Source organism: Streptomyces sp. NPDC048604 (genome assembly GCF_043199435.1).
Taxonomy (GTDB): domain Bacteria; phylum Actinomycetota; class Actinomycetes; order Streptomycetales; family Streptomycetaceae; genus Streptomyces.
Window position 1 is genome coordinate 42,963 of record NZ_JBICVX010000008.1, and the last position, 18,283, is coordinate 61,245.

Here is an 18,283-nt window from a genome sequence, read left to right on the forward strand (position 1 = left end):
GAGGGCTCAGGACGCCAGCTGGTACGCGCTTCTGCCCACCAGGAACAGTCCCGCCACCAGTGCCACGGCCACGAGGGCCTGCTCCTGGTGCGTCTCGAGCCAGGTCCGCAGATTCCCGAGGCGCACGCGGGCCGAGTCGGGCGCGAACGTCATGTACAGCTGCATCGCCAGCAGAGTGCTCGTGGCGAGGACGCAGTACGCGACCAGGGCCACGTAGGCGGAGGTGTGGGACAGGTCGGCCCCCACCACCGTCGCCGCACCGGCCGCCACGAGTCCCCACGGCTGGAGCAGCGGAGCCAGTCCTGCCGCGGTCCATACGGAGACGCGGTCGAGCCGTGCCGTCATCCCGCCGGAGGACTTCTGGACGTGGCCGGGACGCTTTCGGAGCCTGTGCCGGTACGAGCCGTACGCGAGCAGCCCTACGCCGATGGCGAGCTTGACTGCGGACGAGGCGGTTGACGGCGGGGATTTGGGGGCCGGAGGTTTGCCGCCGGTGGCGACGAGAACGGCGACCAGCACAGCCACGAAGCAGGCGAGCCAGGCGATGATGAAGGCGAACCCCTTCCATGTCCCGCTTGGAGCCGACACCACCAGAACGAACGCGGTCAGCGACAGCGGGAACACCGCGATGCACAAGCCGATGACCACCAGGTCAAGCACCATCGCAGCCCCCGCACCGTCCTGCGGGCTCGGCTGCCCGGCCGCCCTGGCTCATGGCCCCATCTTCACCGCCCCGCCGGAACACCACAAATCTGTCGTACTCGGGCACGGTTCACACGTTCGGCCCGCCGTCGCAGCCCGCCGCGAGCCGGGCGGTCGCGGGGGCGGCACGCTGGCAGCATGCAGCCAGCGACAGGGGCCGGAGGGCGTCGCGCCGACCGCAGAGCACGCCGGGACCGACGAAGGGAACGGCGGCGGGAGCGCCGCCGGCGGCGCGGCGGCGCGCTGAGCTCCCGGGTGACGCGGCTGCGGGCCCGGGCCGAGGCCAGGGTCCCGTTGATCACGCATCTCACGTCGCATCTGATCTCGGTGAACGTGCTCGACTCGGCGACGCGGCTGGCCGCCCAGACGTTCCTGACGGCGGTCCCGCTGCTGTTCGTGGTCGCGTCATTCGCCCCGGAGGGGTTGCGTGACCACTATGTCGAGTCCCTGCACGCCGTGCTCGGTCTCTCCGGGGACGCGGAAACGGAACTGAACAAGGCCCTCCAGAACGCGGGCGACCCCTCCGACGAACTACGTCAGACCACCGGCGTCATCAGCGGGCTGATGGTGCTCATCTCGGCCACCGCGTGCAGCCGTGCCATGCAACGGCTGTGCGAGCGCGCCTGGAGCCTGGGCGGCGCGAGCGCGCGGGTGGCCGCCTGGCGCTGGATCGCCTGGCTCGCGGCATGGCTGGTCATGTTCGCCCTGCAGGGGAGCCTGCGTAGCGGCTTCGGAGCCGGCCTGTGGCTGGGCGTGCCGCTGCTTTTGCTGGCGGAGTTCGGCATGTGGTGGTGGACGCAGCATCTGCTGCTGACGGGGCGGGTGCCGTGGCTGCCGCTGCTGCCGGGCGCGGTGCTGACCGGAGCGGCTCTGGGAATCCTGACGTCCACCGCGCCGCTGTATGTGCCCCAGGTCCTCAACCACAGCCTGGACAAGTACGGCTCGCTGGGCGCGGTCTTCACCCTGCTGTCCTGGCTGATCGCGCTCTGCGTGGTCGTCGCCCTGGGCGTCACCGCCGGCGCCGTCATCGCCCGCGAACCCTGGGCGGCCCGCCATCTGGGCACCCCCGGACCGCCGAACGACGCACCCGCCCGCGGGGACACCCCCTAGTGCCGGCGGCCCCTCGCCGCGCTGCCCCGCAGCCCGGGGCAGCGCGCGTGGGGCACTGGTGCTACCGCGCGGACCTGCGGCGGTCGCCTCGGGTGGAGGCGCGGTCGGCGGTGCCGCCGGCCGCCGTGCGCCGGGCGGAGCCGCGGACGGACTTGTCCGTGGTGGCACGGGCGGGGGTCCCGTCGCCGGTCCTGCGCTCGGGGTTGCGGCCCTTCGAGCCGGCAGCGGTGCCCGTGGCCTGGCCGCCCGCGGTACGGCGGGCGGAGCCGCGGCCATTGGTCGCGGAGGTGCGCCCGGACGCTGCGGAGCCGGCGGCGGTCCGGCGGTTCGAGCTCCGGTCCGTCGTGCCGGTGGCCGTATCCGTCGTCGCCGCCGCGCTGCCGTTCCTGCCGCGGCGACCGGACCGTGTGCCGGGCTTCCGGTCGCGGCGGGGAGCCGCCGGCGCCGCCGGCTGGGGGACCTCGATCGTGACGGGAACGCCGGAAGGCTCGCGGGCGCCGGTGATGGTGGTCAGTTCCGCGTCGGTGGACTTGACCTTGGCCGTCCTCGGGCGGATGCCCGCGTGGGACATGAGCCGGGTGACGTCCCGCTTCTGCTCGGGCAGGACCAGCGTGACCACGCTGCCCTCGCCGCCGGCGCGGGCCGTCCGGCCGCCCCGGTGCACGTAGTCCTTGTGGTCCGTGGGGGGATCGATGTTCACGACGAGGTCGAGGTCGTCGATGTGGATGCCCCGGGCCGCCACGTTCGTCGCCACCAGCGCCGTGACCTGGCCGCTCTTGAACTGGTCCAGGGTGCGGTTCCGCTGCGGCTGGCTGCGCCCGCCGTGCAGCGCGGCGGCGCGGACGCCGACGGCAAGGAGCCGCTTGGCGAGCCGGTCGGCGGACCGCTTCGTGTCGAGGAAGAGGATGACCCGGCCGTCACGCGCCGCGATGCGCGTGGTGACGGCCTTCTTGTCGGTCTCGTCCAGGACGTGGAGCACGTAGTGCTCCATGGTGGTCACCGCTCCCGCGGACGGGTCCACGGAGTGGACGACCGGGTCCGTCAGGAACCGCTGCACCAGACGGTCGATGTTGGCGTCCAGGGTCGCCGAGAAGAGCATCCGCTGACCGTCCGGCCGCACCTGCTGGATCAGCTTGGTGACCTGCGGCAGGAAGCCCATGTCGGTCATCTGGTCGGCTTCGTCCAGCACCGTCGTGCGGACGTCGTCGAGCAGACAGTCCCCGCGCTCCACAAGATCGTTGAGCCGGCCCGGAGTCGCCACGAGCACCTCGGCGCCGCGCCGGAGCGCGGCGGCCTGCTTGGTGATGGACAGCCCGCCGACCACGGTGGTCAGCCGGAGGTTCACGGCCGTGGCGTACGGCGTCAGCGCGTCCGTCACCTGCTGGGCGAGCTCCCGCGTGGGCACCAGCACCAGAGCGAGAGGAGCCTTCGGCTCGGCCCGCAGCCCGGCGGTACGGGCCAGCAGCGCAAGGCCGAAGGCGAGCGTCTTGCCGGAACCGGTACGTCCACGGCCCAACAGGTCGCGCCCGGCCAGCGAGTTGGGCAGCGTGGCGGCCTGGATGGGGAACGGGGCGGCGACGCCCTGGGCGGCGAGGGTCTTCAGCAGAGCTGGAGGCAAGTCCATACCGGCGAAGTCGTCGACGGCGGGAAGTGCGGGCGTCGTGTTTTCCGGCAGCCGGAACTCCTTCGGCGACGACGGCGCCTGTGACGGCGACGAGCTGCGCCGGTTCGACTTCTGGGGCCTACGGGCCATGCGGATGTCTGCCTTCCTGGAAACAGCACAAACCGGGGTCCGCACCCTGACGGTGCGGACCCCGGCAAGCGGATACGCGCGTGGCGATCAGGCGGGAACGATGTTCTCCGCCTGCGGGCCCTTCTGGCCCTGCGTCACGTCGAAGCTGACCCGCTGGCCCTCGCGGAGCTCACGGAAGCCCTGCGTGGCGATGTTCGAGTAGTGGGCGAAGACGTCGGGGCCGCCGCCGTCCTGCTCGATGAAGCCGAAACCCTTTTCGGCGTTGAACCACTTCACGGTTCCCTGTGCCATGTTCTTCTCCTTCTGTAGGCAGAGGCCCCATCCGGAGATGCCGGAAAACAAAATATGCGCCTGAGGACAATCATTCCCGTCAGGCGCACATAGGTTCATGGGTACCGCAACTGCAACTCTTGAACCATAGCACAGCTCGTCCGGGACGCGTCGTACGATGGCCGGCGCGCGACCGGACGAGGAGCCGAGACATGACCGCAGGACGCCTGCTCAGGGCACACGACCGGCCCGCGACCCGCTGGCGGAACGGCGGCGGGGTGACCCGGGAGGTCGCCGTCGGCACCGCCGGCGGCGATCCGGAGGAGTTCGCCTGGCGGGTGAGCCTGGCCGACGTCGCGGCCGGCGGCCCCTTCTCCGCCTTCCCCGGAGCGGACCGGATCCTCACGGTGGTCGACGGAGCGGGGATGGAGCTGACCGTCGACGGAATCCGGCACACCCTCGACGCCCCGTACGAGCCCTTCCCCTTCTCCGGCGACGCCGTCACGAACTGCAGGCTGCCGGCCGGCCCTGTCGTCGCCTTCAACGTCATGACGCGCCGCGCGGGCGCGACGGCGCACGTCCGCGTGATGCGCGAGGGCTTCTCCGTCGTCCCGCGGAGCGGGACCTCGACCCTCGTGATCGCGCTGGCGGGCACGGCGACCGTGGGTGAGAGCGGCGTCACGCTCGACCGGCACGACGCCGTCCTCTTCTCCGACGGCGAGGCGGGCACGCTCCGTGTCGACGGCGTGACAGCCGTCGTCACCATCACGTCCGCACACGGCTGACGCGCTCACCCGATCGAGCCGAGGAAGGACCGGGTCCGCTCGTGCTCCGGGGAGTCGAGGAGCTGCTCCGGCGGGCCCGACTCGAGGACCCGGCCCCCGTCGAACATCAGGACGCGGTCGGAGACGTCCCGGGCGAAGCCCATCTCGTGGGTGACGCAGAGCATCGTGAGGTCGGTGCTGCTTGCCACGTCCCGCAGGACGTCCAGGACCTCCGCCACCAGCTCGGGGTCGAGCGCCGAGGTCACCTCGTCCAGGAGGAGGATGCCGGGCCGCATCGCCAGCGCCCGGGCGATGGCGACCCGCTGCTGCTGGCCGCCGGAGAGGCGCGTGGGGTGGGCGTCGGCCTTGTCGGCGAGGCCGACGAGGCCGAGCAGTTCCCGGGCGCGTACGGCGGCCTGGTCCTTGTCCAGGCCGAGGACGTGCACCGGCGCCTCCATCACGTTCGCCAGGACGCTCATGTGGGGGAAGAGGTTGAACTGCTGGAACACCATCCCGATGTGCCTGCGGCGCGGCGCGAGGTAGCGCTCGTTCGCCGGGACGAGCTTCCCGCCGGAGCCGGCCGGCATGTGCGAGAAGGGCTCTCCGTCCACGTGGATGACGCCGTCCGTGACCTGCTCCAGCGTCATCAGCAGACGCAGGATCGTGGTCTTCCCCGAACCGCTCGGGCCGATCAGGGTCACGCGCTCGCCCGGGGCGACCGTGAGGTCGAGGCCGTCGAGCACGGTGTGCTCGCCGAAGCGCTTCGTCACCCCCGCGAAGCGGACCTTGTCCGGGCCGGCGGAGGGTTCCTTCCCGGGGCGGATGTCAGTGGGCAAGGCGTGCCTCCAGTCGGCGTACGAGCAGGGACGTCGGCCAGCTCGCGAGCAGGAAGACGGCCGCGGCCAGGGTGAAGCTCTCCAGATAGGCGAAGTGGGTGCTGCCGAACGTGCTCGCCTCGTGCACCATCTCGTTCACCGTGATGACCGACAGGAACGGCGTCTCCTTGAACATGGAGATCGCGTAGTTGCCGAGCGACGGCAGCACGCTGCGCACCGCCTGCGGCAGGACCACCGCGCGCCACACCCGCCGGCGCGGCAGGGACAGCGCCGTGCAGGCGTCCCACTGTCCCTTCGGCACGGCGTCGATCCCGGCCCGGTACACCTCCGACAGGTACGTGGCGTAGTGCAGGCCGAGGACCAGCACGCCGATCGTCAGCGCGTCGAGCCCGGGCACCAGGACCCAGACGGCGAACAGCTGCACCATCACCGGAGTCGAGCGGACGAACGAGGCAAGGGCCCGTACCGGCAGCGCGACCCACCGCGGTGCGGACCGCTGGAGCAGCGCGATGACGAGCCCCGCGCACACCGCGACGGCGAAGCCGAGCACGGTGGCGAGCAGCGTGACGCCGAAGCCCGACAGCACGGCCGGAAGCGCCGCGCGTGCCGCGTCCATGTCCCACATCACGCACCACCCTCTTCCTGGCCGAGCCGGGCTTTCGCCGTGCGCTCCAGCGCGTTCATCCCGGTGCTCAGCAGCACGGCGATGGCGAAGTAGAGCAACAGGAGCAGCAGGTAGGCGGCGGCCGTGCCGCCGGTGGCCGACCGCAGCTGGTCGATCCGGAACGTCAGATCGGCGACGGTGACCAGGGACAGCAGCGGCGTCGCCTTCAGCAGCTGGATGAGCAGGTTCTTGAACGGCGGGATCATCAGGACGTACGCCTGCGGCAGCACGACCCGCCGCAGACGCAGTCCCGGTCCCATCCCGAGGGCGAGCGCGGCCTCGCTCTGGGCGGCGGGCACCGCCGCGATCGACCCCCGGACGACCTCCGCGCCGTACGCCCCGTAGTTGAGGCCGAAGGCGAGCACCCCGCAGGCCAGCGGTTCCAGCCGGAAGCCCAGCATCGGCAGGGCGAAGAACAGCCAGAAGAGCTGCACGTACAGCGAGGTGCCGCGCAGGAACTCGACGGTGACGCGGGACGCGCCGCGCAGCACGGCCCGGCCGGACCGCGCGGCGAGTCCGAGGGCGAAGGCGACGAGGAGCGCGAGGGCCGCGCCGAGACCCGTGGCCTCCAGCGTGACCAGCAGCCCCTCGCCGATCGCCGGCAGCGCCCGGCCCGTCTCGGCGAGGAAGTCAGCCATGCCGCACGCCCGTCACGCCTTGCACAGGTCGGCCGTGCGCAGGGTGCGCGGCGGCACCTCGCCCTTGGTGAAGCCGTACTTCCCGATCAGCCGCACGTACCGCGCCGGATCGCCCGTGATCTTCGCGAGCTCCGTGTCGAACGCGTCGCGCAGCGCCGTCGCCCCCGGCCGGAAGACCGCGCCGCCCGGGCTGTACTGCTTCACGCCCTTGACCACCGGCACGAACGGGTCGAGGACCTCGACCGCGGCGCCCTGGTTGGTGCGGGCCAGCCAGCGCAGCGAGATTCCGGTGAGCGCGAAGGCGTCGATCCGGCCGGCCACGAGGGCGTCGAGCCCGTCCTGCTGCTTGGCCAGCGCCACCACGGAACCGTCCGGTACGCCCGCCTCCTTGGCGTACGAGGCTTCCACGGCCGCGGTCAGGACCCCGACGCGGACGCCTTTCGCCGCGCACGACCGCAGATCGGCCAGCCCCTTCGGGTTGCCCTTGCGGACCATGAGCGCGGTCGGGGAGACGAACTCCGGTTCGGAGAAGATCACCTTGGCGCAGCGCTCCGGCGTGATCGCCATGCCCGCGCTGACCACGTCGAAGCGTCCGGCGAGCAGTCCGGGTATGAGCGCCCCGAACTCGGTGAGCGTGGGCCGGAGTTCGCGGATGCCGAGGGCGGTGAAGATCTCCCGGTGCAGTGTCGGAGCCTCGCCGGCGAGCGCCGCGCTCCCGTCCTGGAAGCCGTACGGCGCCTCGCCCGCGAAGCCCACCCGGACGTGGCCCTCCTTGCGCAGCTCGGCGAGCAGGTCCGCGTCGCCGGGCGGTGCCCCGGTGCCCACCTCCGTACGGCTGCACGCGGTGAGGGAGCCGGAGACGGTGAGCAGTCCGCCGAGCGCGGCCGCGCTGGTCAGGAGGCGTCTGCGGGAGAGGGGCACGGTCATGTCCGTTCCTTTCGGCAGGGCGAGCAGGGCGAGCAGGGCGAGCAGAGTGGGAGAAGGGGATCGGGCGCCGCGCCGGCCGGTCAGCTGATCGGCGTGGCTTCCCGGGCGGCGACGAACGGCGGGCGCCGGACGGGCGCGGCGAAGGGCAGTTCCGGCGCGTTCTCCACGCTGTTGAAGACGAGGAAGACGTTGCTGCGCGGGAAGGGGGTGATGTTGTCGCCGGATCCGTGCATGGCGTTGCAGTCGAACCAGACGGCGGAGCCGGCGTCCCCGGTGAAGTGCTCGATCCCGCACGCCTCGGCGAAGGTGGTGAGCGCCTTCTGCGACGGCGTGCCGGCGTCCTGCATCCGCAGCGACTTCTTGTAGTTGTCCGTGGGCGTCTCGCCGGCGCAGCCGAGGAAGGTGCGGTGCGAGCCCGGCATGATCATGAGGCTGCCGTTGGTGGTGAAGTTCGGGGTCAGCGCGATGGACACCGACACCGTCCGCATCAGCGGCAGTCCGTCCTCGGCGTGCCAGGTCTCGAAGTCGGAGTGCCAGTAGAAGCCGCTGGCGCCGAAGCCGGGCTTCACGTTGATCCGGGACTGGTGGATGTACACGTCCGAGCCGAGGATCTGCCGGGCGCGGTCCACGAGGCGCGGGTCCGCGGCGAGCCGGGCGAAGACCTCGCTGATCTTGTGCACCTCGAAGACCGAGCGGATCTCCTGGGACCGCGGCTCGACGATCGCCCGCTCGTCCTGCCGGATCCGCGGATCGGTGACCAGCCGGTCCAGTTCGGTGCGCAGTTCGGCGACCTCGTCGGGGCCGATGAGGGCGTCGACGGCGAAGAAGCCGTTGCGGTCGTAGTTCTCCAGCTCGCGGGGCCAGAAGGGTCCGGGGGTGCCGGGGTCGGACCAGACGACAGGTTCCCTGCGGTCGACGAGGGCCTCGTCGGCGCCTCGGGTGGGGTACGGGTCGACGGGGCGGGCGGGGGCGCTGGTCATCGCGGTGCGTGCCTTTCTCGTACGCGGGGGAGGGGGTGGGGGTGTGCGCGGGGGCTGTGCGGCGGGTGCGCGGGGGGAGTCCGTCGCGGGGCGTCAGACGGGGTCCGGTTCGGTGAGCAGGGGGTACACGCCGTTCTCGTCGTGGTCCTCGCGCCCGGTGACCGGCGGGTTGAAGACGCACAGGCAGCGGAAGTCCTCCTTGACCTTGAGCGTGTGCCGCTCGTGGCCGTCGAGGAGGTACATCGTTCCGGGCGTGATCGTGTGGGTCTCGCCGGTCTCGTGGTCGGTGAGTTCGGCCTTGCCGGCGGTGCACACGACGGCCTCGACGTGGTGCGCGTACCACATGGTGGTCTCGGTGCCGGCGTAGAGGACGGTCTCGTGGAGGGAGAAGCCGACGCGCTCCCGGGCGAGCACGATGCGCTTGCTCTCCCAGGTGCCGGAGGCGGCCTTGACGTGGCGTTCGGTGTTCTCCAGCTCGTCGAAGGAGCGGACGATCATGGGGGACTTCCTTGTGTTCGGGGGTACGGGCGCGGCGCGTTCAGGCGCCGGCGGTGTGGCGGACGGCGCGGGCGAGGATCCCGAGGCCCTCGTCGAGCTCGTCGTCGGTGACGGTCAGCGGCGGCAGGAGCTTGACCACCTCGCTGCGCGGGCCGGAGGTCTCGACCAGGAGCCCGAGCTCGAAGGCGCGGCGGCACACGGCCTCGGCCCGTCCCTCCTGCGTGAACTCCAGTCCCCAGACCAGGCCGCGGCCGCGGGGGGTGATGTCAAGGCGTTCGTTCCCGGCGGTGAGGTCGAGCAGGGCCCGCTCGACGTGCTCGGCCCGCTGCAGGGTGCGGTTCTTCAGGGCGCCGTCGCGCCAGTACGTGTCGAGGGCGGCGGTCGCCGTGACGAACGCGGGGTTGTTGCCGCGGAAGGTGCCGTTGTGCTCGCCGGGCTCCCACAGGTCGAGCTCGTCGCGGAACAGGCAGAGGGACATGGGCAGTCCGTAACCGCTGATGGACTTGGAGAGGGTGACGATGTCCGGGGTGATGCCGGCCTCCTCGAAGGAGAAGAAGTCGCCGGTGCGGCCGCAGCCCATCTGGATGTCGTCGACGATCAGCAGCATGTCGCGGCGGCGGCACAGGTCGGCCAGGGCGCGCAGCCACTCGGTGCGGGCCACGTTCACGCCGCCCTCGCCCTGCACCGTCTCGACGATCACGGCGGCCGGGTGGTCGAGGCCGGAACCGGAGTCCTCCAGGAGGCGCTCGAACCACAGGAAGTCCGGGACCTGGCCGCCGAGATACCCGTCGAACGGCATCTGGGTGGTGTGGGTCAGCGGTACGCCGGCGCCGGCGCGCTTGCCGGCGTTGCCGGTGAGGGCGAGCGAGCCCAGCGACATGCCGTGGAAGGCGTTGGTGAACGAGACCACCGTCTTGCGTCCGGTGACCTTGCGGGCGAGCTTGAGCGCCGCCTCGACGGCGTTGGTCCCCGTCGGGCCCGGGAACATCACCTTGTAGGGCAGACCGCGGGGTTCGAGGACCGTCGAGCGGAACGTCTCCAGGAACCGTCGTTTCGCGGTCGTCGACATGTCGAGCCCGTGGGTGATGCCGTCGGCGCCCAGGTAGTCCAGGAGCGGTCGCTTGAGGGCGGGGTTGTTGTGGCCGTAGTTCAGCGAACCGGCGCCCGCGAAGAAGTCGAGGAAGGGACGGCCGTGCTCGTCGAACAGGCGGCTTCCGGTGGCTCGTTCGAAGACGGTCGGCCAGGCGCGGCAGTAACTGCGCACCTCCGACTCGACGGTCTCGAACACGGTCGTGGGCTTCTCGGCGATGAGCGTCATGCTGGTCTCCAGTACGTGAGGGACGGCGTCGGGGTGGGACGCCGGGACCGCGGCGGGCGGTCGGAAGCTCTTGGAAGTCGCAGTAGGTCTCAGAAGGTCAACGGCGCGATGCGGTGCAGCACTTCGGGCTCGTGCGCGTCGCCGGGGAAGGCCGCGGCCGGGAAGAGGACCGTCCGGGCCACCTGTGCGCCGTGCCGCCGCGCGAAGGCGCCGAAGAGGCGCTCGGAGGCGGTGTTGCCGGGCGTGATGGTCGTCTCGACGGCGTCGATCCCGTGCGCGCCGGCCGCGCGGCGGGCGAGCGCGTCGAGCAGCGCGCCGGCGAGCCCGAGCCCGCGGTACGCGGCGTCGACGGCGACCTGCCACACCAGCAGCGTCCCCGGGGCGTCGGGCCGCAGATATCCGGTCACGAAACCCACCGCCTCGCCGTCCGCGGTCCGGACGACGGCGGACGTGTCGGCGAAATCGCGGCACCACAGCAGATAGCTGTACGAGGAATTGACGTCCAGCACCTCGGAATCACGTGCCAATCGCCAGAGCCGCGCCCCGTCCGCCAACTCCGGCCGGCCGATCGTCCACCCCTGGGGCAGCGTCGGCGTCTCAACCTGAATGCGAGTCGTGTGAGCAGTGGTCATGGAGGGCGAAGCTACCCAGCCGGACTGCGAACTTCCTGGGCCTTCGGGGTTACGAACGGCAAGGTGTCTGTGCTATGCCCCCAGTGTCGGCGGCGCGACGGAGAAGGGATCATGTCTCTTTTTCGGGGGCCCTCAAGCACACAGACCGGGGCGAATCGTCGCTGTATAACGACGATGTAACACCTTTAGCAGTTGTCAAGTTTGCGTTAGGAAAGTTATTGCATCGTCGTTCGCGGGGGCGTTTGGCGTCGCCGAGTTCGGAAAGGGATCCCCTGCTGGGCCCGGAAACCACGGAATTCTTGACGGAATTCGACGCTCGGTGCGTTCAGAGGAAACGGTGGAGGATGTGCAGACCCACCGGTCCGTGAAGAGGGTGGGCGAACGCCCGGGGGACGGTGCCCAGGATCGTGAAGCCGAGCGACTGCCACAGACGCAGGGCGGGGTTGGTCTCCACCACGGCGTTGAAGACCATCGCCGTGTAGCCGTCCCGGCGCGCCTCGTCCAGGACGTGCCCTGCCAGGAGCCGGCCGATGCCGCGGCCGGCGTGCGCCGGGGACACCATGAAGCCGGCGTTGGCCACCGTCCGCGCCGGACCGCCGTAGTTGGGCCGTACGTACGCCGAGGCGACGACGCGGTCCGCCGGCGCGGGCGCGCCCGGGTCCTCGACGACGAAGACCCGGGCGCCCGGCGCCATCCACAGGGCCCGGGCGGCGTCCTCGTCGGCGTCGGGGTCCCAGGCGTACGTGTCGCCGGCGGCGACGATCTCGTGCCAGAAGGGCCAGATCAGCGGCCAGTCCTCCGCCACCGCGTCACGCACCCGCAGCTGCTGCTCCGCTGTGCGGTCGCCCATCGCTCGCACCTCTCCTCGGCCGGGAACAGGGCGATCGTGCCAGACCCGGGCCGCGCGGAGGAGCGGGCGCCGACAGGATGCCGCCCGGTGTGTCAGACGATCTCCTGGACGCCCGTGCTGTCGTGGACGAAGACCCGGCGGGTGTCGGTGGCCCGGTAGCTCTCGACGACGGAGAACGCCGGCGGCGTACCCGCCTCGGGGGTGTCGGGCGCCTCGAGATGGAGGACGTACGTCTTCGACGTGTCGGTCTCGCTCTCGAGCTGCAGCCAGCCTTCGTAGCCCGCCGCCGGGAACGTGCCCGTCGCGGTGAGATCGACGCGGGTGGCCGTCCGGGTGAGGACGTAGGAGGCCGTGCCGAGTTCGAGGCGCTTGCGCGCCCCGTCCTTCCAGCGCCTGAAGACCGCGATCCACTCCTCGGGCCACAGCCCGCCGCCGGACACCGGCGGCATGTCCTGTTCCAGGCGGTCGAGGATGTCGTCGGCCTGGGCGACGACGTCGTCGTAGTCCCAGAGATCCAGGGCCCACCTCATGTGCTCGCGATCGGTCGCGCGGAACATGGGCCGGATGTGCAGTTCGAAGACAGGAGTGCGCATCTCAGGCGTACACCTCCATGAGCACGTTTTCCAGGGCGACTTCCTCGATCAACTCGGCCGGCTGGTCGGCGGGGTCGGTGCTCGTGGGCAGCGGGACGTACCGGAGCGTGAGCACGTGCTCCTCGGTCGGCTCGGGCGTCGAGTCCAGTACCGCGGTCACGTCGAAGCGGGCGGTACAGGACGTGGGGTGATGGGCGGGAGGCGGGGGGCCGTCATGACCCCCGTGGTCGTGGCCTCCGTGCCCGTGCTCACCGTGGTCGTGCCCGCCGCCGTGGCCGCCGTGGGCGCCCTCGTGCAGGTGCATGCGCCACATCACCACGTACCCGACGCCGTAGCGCTGGGCGAAGTCCTCGTCGGCCCGGAACTCCACGTTCTGAGGGTGGGCGTAGCCCCGGATCATGAAGCTTCCGGTCTTGGGGACGTTCAGTTCGCTGAGCCGTACGGCCAGACGCCGGCCCTCCTCGGGCGGGGCCGAGAAGCGGAACTGGGCCCGCTGCGTGTCACGGAGCTGGGTCGTGAGGTCGTCCGCCGAGACCGGATCCATCGGCTTGGAGGCCACCAGCTCCATCGGTGCGGGCACCGGAGGGGCGATGCCGAACGCGGTGGTGAGCCGGGGCGAGTACGCGTACGCGTAGCCGAGGGCCTCCGTGTCGTGGAAGTCCGCGATCTTGTGCCTGGGCCGGCTGGTGAATCCGCGGAGGTCCTTGGTGGGCGACGTCAGGGCCGGTGAGCCGTTGCGCCGCTGCCATTCGGCCCACATCAGGTCGATGAAGCAGTGGAAGCTCCAGTAGATGGGGTCCTTCGCCGCCTGGCTCGGATCCGCCATCATGCCCCCGATGAACTCGGGGTGCATGTAGTTGTGCGGGCCTTCTTCGAGGCGGCCGTAGTCACCGGCCGGATCGTCCTCCGGGAACCCGGCGAAGAGCTCCTGGTCGGTCTCGGTGGTGACGATCTCCAGCGTGTCGGGCGGCAGCTCCTTGGGCAGCTGATCCCGGTCCGGCGTCGCGGTCAGCCCGGGCCTGGCGAACGCCGGAGGGAACTTCCCGGCCGGCTGCGGATGGATCCAGTCCCAGTACGGGATGGTGACGTCGGCCGTCCGGGGCGGGTCGGCCGCCTGCAGCAGCTGCTCGAAGTAGTACAGGTGCGCGCGGTGCCACGGCAGGAACGCGTCGCTGCCGTGCTCGCACGGGCCGACGAACACGTCGTTGTGCAGGTCGGCCTGGAACGCGTAGCCCGTGGGATCACTGGGGTCCACCGCCGAGCGTGCGCGCAGGATGTCGAGTGCGTGGATGTAGTCGTCCAGTTGGGCCTGGGTCAGTTCGTTGATGTCCCGGCGCTTCTTGGTCACGGTGCCTCCACCCCCGGTCGTATACGGACAGTGCCTATACATGTGAAGGTCACCACCCGTTGTAACGGCTGCCGAGGTGAACAGCTCACATGGCGGAAGGCGCGTCCTGCCGGGCCGGATGTGCATCGAGGACGGCGGCCAGGGAGTCGGCCAGGTGGGGGAGGTGGGCCGGGGTGAGGCCGGCGATGTTGATGCGGCCTCCGGCGGTGCCGTAGACGGCGAAGCCGCGGCGGAGGCGGCGCATCTGGTCGGGGGTGAGGGGGAGGGTGGAGAACATGCCCTTCTGGTGGGACAGGGCGGCGGCCTCGAGGTCCCTGCCCAGAGCCTTCAGGCGACCGGCCAGGGCGGCGCGGTTGCCGGCTATGCGGGTGCGCATGGTGTCGAGTTCGGTGCGCCACAGGGCGTGGAGGGCCTCGTCCTGAAGGATCGTGGCCACGACCGCCGCGCCGTGCTCCGGGGGCATCGAGTACAGGGTGCGGGCGGCGTTCTGGAGCGTGGTCTCGACCTGCCGGAGGGCGGCCCTCGACGGCGACAGGACCATGGCGCAGCCCGTGCGGTCGGCGTAGAGGCCGAAGTTCTTGGAGCAGCTGACCGCGATCAGGACTTCCGGGAGGCGTGCCGCCAGCATCCTCGTCGCGGCCAGGTCCGCCTCCAGGCCGTCGCCCAGACCGTGGTACGCCAGGTCGATCAGGGGGACCCAGCCGTTCCGGGCGGCCAGGTCCGCCAGCGCCCGCCACTCCTCGGGCGTCGGGTCGACGCCCGTCGGGTTGTGGCAGCAGCCCTGGAGCAGCACCACGTCGTCGCGGCGCGCCGCGCGCAGACCGTCGACGAGGTCCGCGCCGTCGCCGAGGGCGTACGTGCGGACCTTCAGGCCGGCGGCCTCCAGGATCGGGCGGTGGTTCACGTACGCGGGATCGCTGATCCACACCGTCGTGCCCGGGTACGACTGCCGCACCAGGTCGGCGAGCAGCCGCAGCGCGCCCGTTCCGGCCACCGTCTGGACGGTCACGGCACGTTCGGCGGGGATTCCCGCGCCCAGGATCAGTTCCTGCATCGAGCGGTTGAAGCGCGTGTTGCCGGACAGGCCCCGGTACTCCTTCGACTCCGCCCGCTCGGCGAGTCGCGTCTCGGCCTCGCGGACCGCGGCCATCACCGGGGTCGCCCCCGAGTCGTCGCGGTACACCCCGAGGACGAGGTCCAGGCGCTCCGGGCGCGGGTCGGCGGCGTACTCCGCGGTCAGGTCCCACAGCGGGTCGACGGGCGGGGCGGGAAGCAGCTCAAGCACGGGCGGTGTCCTCGGTGGTGGTGCGGGCGCGGCGGTTGGCCAGGACGACGCCCGTGGTGATCAGGGGGACGCCGATCAGGACGGAGACCGTCGGCGATTCATGCAGCAGGGGGACGGCGAGCAGGACCACCGCCACGGGGCTCAGACTGCCCACGACCGCGCACCGCTCCGGGCCCAGCCGGCGGATCGCGAACGCGTACAGCAGGCCCGCGCACAGCCCCACGCCCAGGCCCTGGACGACGAGGAACAGCAGCACGTCGCCGCCGGCCGCCCGGCCGAGGCCCATGGGCAGCACGCCGGTCAGCGCCAGCAGCGCGACGATCGTGAACGACGGCAGGCACAGCACTCCGATGGAGCCGACCGGGTCGAGCCCCACCTCCCGCAGGCCGACGGTGTACAGCGCCCACAGCCCGCTGGCGACGAGCAGCGCACCCGCGCCGAGCAGCATGTCCTGGTCGAGCGCGACGGTGTACCGCCACACCAGCGCCACGACGCCCGCCACGATCAGCGCGAGGCCCGCGGTCTGCGTACCGCGCGGCAGGCCCCGCCCGTTCGCCACCATGAGGGCGGAGACGAAGAGCGGCACCATGCCGGGGACGATCGCGCCGACGTACGCGGCCGAGGTCAGCGAGCCGCCGTACATCACGATCAGGAAGAACGGCACGCCGGCGCCGCACACGATCTTGAGGGCCGGCCCCGGCCGTACGGCCGCCAGCTGCCGGCGCCTGCGCCACAGGGCGGGGGCCAGGACCAGCAGCGGCACCCCGAAGCGGATCAGGGCGGCGTCGGCGGGCAGCAGGGTCGACGAGCCGAGCGCGCGGGCGCTCAGTGCGAAGCCGGCCCAGATCAGGACCGTCAGGCCGAGGGCCAGGGGACCCGCCGCCCGCGGCGACACGATCCCGCGCCGGGTGCCGGCCGCGGGCGGCGCCTCGGCCGGCGCCGTCGTTGTCGTTGCGACCACTGAAACGTTTCCTCCCACTCGGAACGAGGTCGGAGACACCCCCGCCCGAGCCGCAACCCTAGGAGCTTTGCCGGGGCAGCCGATTGCCAGTTCTGCCCACCAGACCTAGCGTGGGGGCAGAATCTGCCAAGGAGCGACGATGGACGACGTGGATCTCCAGATCATCCGCGAGCTGCAGGCGGACGGCCGGCTGTCCAACCAGGACCTCGCCGACCGCGTCCGTCTCTCCCCCTCGCCCTGTCTGCGCCGGGTGCGGCGCCTTGAGGAGGCCGGGCTGCTCAGCGGCTACACCGCGATGGTCGACCAGGTCGCCTACGGCCTGCCGATCACCGTCTTCGTCCGGATCGGTCTGGAGCGGCACACCGCCGAGGCGGTCAACGCCTTCGAGGAACACGTCGGCCTCATCGACCACATCCAGGACTGCTATCTGATGGCCGGCAGCAGCGACTACCTGCTGCGCGTCGTGATCGAGAGCCTGGAGGCGTACGAGGTCCTGGTCCGTACACGGATCCACGCCATCCCCGGCATCGCGTCGATCGAGTCCAGCTTCGCCTTCGGCAGCGTCAAGCAGTCCAAGGTCTTTCCGCGCCCCGGCGGCCTCACCCGCCGCCGCGCCTGACCCCGTCCACCTCCGCCGCGATGCGCCGCGCGGCCTCGCGCAGCCGGTCCGGCGGATGGGCCGCGTAGCCGACGACGAGGCCCGGCGGGCCGGGGCGGCCGCGGTGCCAGGAGAGCGGATGAGTGAGGACCCCGGCGGCGCGCACCCGGTCCGCGAGCTCCGTGTCGGCCGCCGTCCCGGACAGTTCCGGGAACGTGATCAGCAGATGCAGGCCCGCGGCGATTCCCTGGACCCGCGCGGAGGGCAGCCGTGCGGTCAGCGCGGTCAGGAAGGCGTCCCGGCGGCTCCGGTAGCGGCCGCGGGTGAGCCGCAGATGCCGGTCCAGGTCACCGCCCGCGATAAGCCGGGCGAGCACGAGCTGCGGCAGCACCGGCGAGCCGAGATCGCTCGCGTGCTTCGCCGCGACCAGTTCCTCCTGCAGTGCGCGCGGGGCGATCAGCCAGCCCAGCCGGATGCCGGGCGCCAGCGTCTTGGACACGCTGCCGGTGTGCACCACCTGCTCCGGCGCGGACGCCTGGAGGGCCGGTACCGGCGCCCGGTCGTAGCGGTGCTCCGCGTCGTAGTCGTCCTCGACGACCAGCCCGCCTGCCGCCGCCCAGGCCAGCAGCGCGCGGCGGCGGCCGGGCGCGAGGACGACCCCGGTCGGGAACTGGTGGGCCGGGGTGAGCAGCGCCGCCGACGCACCGGTACGGGTCAACTCGCCCACGTCCAGGCCCTGTTCGTCCACCGGTACGGGCACCGGCCGCACGCCCCAGTACGTCAGCGCGTCGACGGCCCCGCGCGACCCCGGGTCCTCCACCGCGAGCTCCGTGACGCCCCTGGCCCGCAGCGTCTGCGCGAGCAGCGCGAGGGACTGGGCGACGCCGCCCACCACCAGGACGTCACCCGGATCCGCGCGCACGCCCCGCACCCGGCCCAGCCAGCCGGCCAGTTCCCGCCGCAGCGCGAGCGAGCCGCGCGGATCGCCGTACGCGAACTCCGCCGTCGACGCCCCGCCGAGCACCTGCCGTTCGGCCCGCAGCCAGGCGGTGCGCGGAAAGGCGGACAGGTCCGGCAGCCCCGGCGAGAGGTCGATCTCCACCGCCGGCGCGGCCGGCCCCAGCGGCAGCCGGGGCACGGCCGCCCCCAGCCGCGCCGCGGGGGAGCTCCCGGTCCGCGGCCGCCCCGGCCCGGCCATCACCGCCGTGACCCGCGTGCCCCCGCCCGCGTGCCCGCTGACCAGGCCCTCCTCCGCGAGCCGCCGGTACGCCTCGACGACGACCCCGCGCGAGAGCTTCAGGTCGGCCGCCAGCGCCCGGGTCGCCGGCAGCCGCGCGCCCGTGCGCAGCCGGCCGTCGGCGACCGCCGCGCGGATCGCGTCCACCAGCCAGGCCGTCAGGCCCGCCGCCGGAGCGTCGGGTCGGCGCAACTGCAGGAAGTCCGCGCCTTCTTCGGTCTCTTTGGTCCTGTCCACAAGGCCACCGATGGTACTGGCCGCCGGACCAACCGGAAGATCGAATGGAGCCACGCACCTGACCGAGTACCGCAGTTGTGGA

At 71.9% G+C, this 18,283-nt stretch carries 20 protein-coding genes; 3 read left to right on the forward strand and 17 right to left on the reverse strand.

Translation table 11 applies throughout. The annotated features are described in order from the left end of the window. Positions 1–6 precede the first annotated feature (6 nt). A complete protein-coding gene (locus ACGFMM_RS17960; RefSeq protein ID WP_393647313.1) occupies positions 7–663 on the reverse strand; it encodes a GAP family protein in 657 nt (218 codons plus the stop codon). Positions 664–840: 177 nt separating this feature from the next. On the opposite strand from ACGFMM_RS17960, the gene ACGFMM_RS17965 reads away from it, so the two are divergent. Next, positions 841–1,812: a YhjD/YihY/BrkB family envelope integrity protein gene (locus ACGFMM_RS17965; protein ID WP_393647314.1), complete on the forward strand. Its 972-nt coding sequence runs from the start codon at positions 841–843 to the stop codon at positions 1,810–1,812. Positions 1,813–1,873: 61 nt separating this feature from the next. On the opposite strand, the gene ACGFMM_RS17970 is transcribed toward ACGFMM_RS17965, so the two are convergent. Together ACGFMM_RS17970 and ACGFMM_RS17975 are read right to left on the reverse strand one after the other, a co-directional pair. Next, complete coding sequence (locus ACGFMM_RS17970; protein WP_393647315.1) at positions 1,874–3,565, reverse strand: DEAD/DEAH box helicase; 1,692 nt, start codon at positions 3,563–3,565, stop codon at positions 1,874–1,876. An 87-nt stretch (positions 3,566–3,652) separates the two neighbouring features. Further along, positions 3,653–3,856: a cold-shock protein gene (locus tag ACGFMM_RS17975; RefSeq protein WP_006350593.1), complete on the reverse strand. Its 204-nt coding sequence runs from the start codon at positions 3,854–3,856 to the stop codon at positions 3,653–3,655. A 191-nt stretch (positions 3,857–4,047) separates the two neighbouring features. Between ACGFMM_RS17975 and ACGFMM_RS17980 the strand changes: the two genes are divergently transcribed. Further along, entirely contained in the window at positions 4,048–4,620 is a 573-nt protein-coding gene (locus tag ACGFMM_RS17980; protein WP_393647316.1) for a HutD family protein, read from the forward strand. A 5-nt stretch (positions 4,621–4,625) separates the two neighbouring features. Here the strand turns inward: ACGFMM_RS17980 and ehuA are convergent, their stop codons facing one another. From ehuA to ACGFMM_RS18045, 13 genes are all read right to left on the reverse strand, one after another. Beyond that, entirely contained in the window at positions 4,626–5,435 is an 810-nt protein-coding gene (ehuA, locus tag ACGFMM_RS17985) for an ectoine/hydroxyectoine ABC transporter ATP-binding protein EhuA (RefSeq protein WP_393647317.1), read from the reverse strand. Continuing rightward, positions 5,425–6,060 (reverse strand): ectoine/hydroxyectoine ABC transporter permease subunit EhuD, encoded by a 636-nt coding sequence (gene ehuD, locus ACGFMM_RS17990; protein WP_393647318.1) that lies wholly within the window; start codon positions 6,058–6,060, stop codon positions 5,425–5,427. Before ehuD ends, ehuA begins: the two co-directional genes overlap by 11 nt. After that, complete coding sequence (gene ehuC / locus ACGFMM_RS17995) at positions 6,060–6,737, reverse strand: ectoine/hydroxyectoine ABC transporter permease subunit EhuC (RefSeq protein WP_393647319.1); 678 nt, start codon at positions 6,735–6,737, stop codon at positions 6,060–6,062. Before ehuC ends, ehuD begins: the two co-directional genes overlap by 1 nt. Before the next feature lie 12 nt (positions 6,738–6,749). Further along, positions 6,750–7,664: an ectoine/hydroxyectoine ABC transporter substrate-binding protein EhuB gene (ehuB, locus tag ACGFMM_RS18000; RefSeq protein ID WP_393647320.1), complete on the reverse strand. Its 915-nt coding sequence runs from the start codon at positions 7,662–7,664 to the stop codon at positions 6,750–6,752. A gap of 80 nt (positions 7,665–7,744) precedes the next feature. Continuing rightward, positions 7,745–8,644 carry an ectoine hydroxylase gene (gene thpD, locus ACGFMM_RS18005; protein ID WP_393647321.1) on the reverse strand — a complete coding sequence of 300 codons (900 nt, stop codon included), beginning with the start codon at positions 8,642–8,644 and terminating at the stop codon, positions 7,745–7,747. A gap of 93 nt (positions 8,645–8,737) precedes the next feature. After that, the gene (locus ACGFMM_RS18010) at positions 8,738–9,142 is read right to left on the reverse strand and encodes an ectoine synthase (protein WP_393647322.1); all 405 of its coding nucleotides are present in this window, start codon (positions 9,140–9,142) and stop codon (positions 8,738–8,740) included. Positions 9,143–9,182: 40 nt separating this feature from the next. Next, a complete protein-coding gene (gene ectB, locus ACGFMM_RS18015; RefSeq protein WP_393647323.1) occupies positions 9,183–10,460 on the reverse strand; it encodes a diaminobutyrate--2-oxoglutarate transaminase in 1,278 nt (425 codons plus the stop codon). Positions 10,461–10,549: 89 nt separating this feature from the next. Then, positions 10,550–11,092 carry a diaminobutyrate acetyltransferase gene (gene ectA, locus ACGFMM_RS18020; RefSeq protein WP_393647324.1) on the reverse strand — a complete coding sequence of 181 codons (543 nt, stop codon included), beginning with the start codon at positions 11,090–11,092 and terminating at the stop codon, positions 10,550–10,552. 325 nt (positions 11,093–11,417) lie between these two features. Next, on the reverse strand, positions 11,418–11,942 hold the full coding sequence (locus tag ACGFMM_RS18025) for a GNAT family N-acetyltransferase (protein ID WP_393647325.1): 525 nt from the start codon (positions 11,940–11,942) through the stop codon (positions 11,418–11,420). Between the two features lie 92 nt (positions 11,943–12,034). After that, a complete protein-coding gene (locus tag ACGFMM_RS18030; RefSeq protein WP_393647326.1) occupies positions 12,035–12,535 on the reverse strand; it encodes a hypothetical protein in 501 nt (166 codons plus the stop codon). Between the two features lies 1 nt (position 12,536). Further along, the gene (locus ACGFMM_RS18035; RefSeq protein ID WP_393647327.1) at positions 12,537–13,883 is read right to left on the reverse strand and encodes a tyrosinase family protein; all 1,347 of its coding nucleotides are present in this window, start codon (positions 13,881–13,883) and stop codon (positions 12,537–12,539) included. Between the two features lie 85 nt (positions 13,884–13,968). Next, positions 13,969–15,168 carry an aromatic amino acid transaminase gene (locus ACGFMM_RS18040; protein WP_393647328.1) on the reverse strand — a complete coding sequence of 400 codons (1,200 nt, stop codon included), beginning with the start codon at positions 15,166–15,168 and terminating at the stop codon, positions 13,969–13,971. Next, complete coding sequence (locus tag ACGFMM_RS18045) at positions 15,161–16,129, reverse strand: DMT family transporter (RefSeq protein ID WP_393647329.1); 969 nt, start codon at positions 16,127–16,129, stop codon at positions 15,161–15,163. The genes ACGFMM_RS18040 and ACGFMM_RS18045 overlap by 8 nt, the downstream gene beginning before the upstream one ends. A gap of 139 nt (positions 16,130–16,268) precedes the next feature. Between ACGFMM_RS18045 and ACGFMM_RS18050 the strand changes: the two genes are divergently transcribed. After that, the gene (locus tag ACGFMM_RS18050) at positions 16,269–16,748 is read left to right on the forward strand and encodes an Lrp/AsnC family transcriptional regulator (protein ID WP_393647330.1); all 480 of its coding nucleotides are present in this window, start codon (positions 16,269–16,271) and stop codon (positions 16,746–16,748) included. Here ACGFMM_RS18050 and ACGFMM_RS18055 read toward each other — a convergent pair. Further along, complete coding sequence (locus ACGFMM_RS18055) at positions 16,729–18,201, reverse strand: PLP-dependent aminotransferase family protein (protein WP_393647331.1); 1,473 nt, start codon at positions 18,199–18,201, stop codon at positions 16,729–16,731. The two genes, ACGFMM_RS18050 and ACGFMM_RS18055, sit on opposite strands and share 20 nt — an antisense overlap. Between the last annotated feature and the right edge of the window lie 82 nt (positions 18,202–18,283).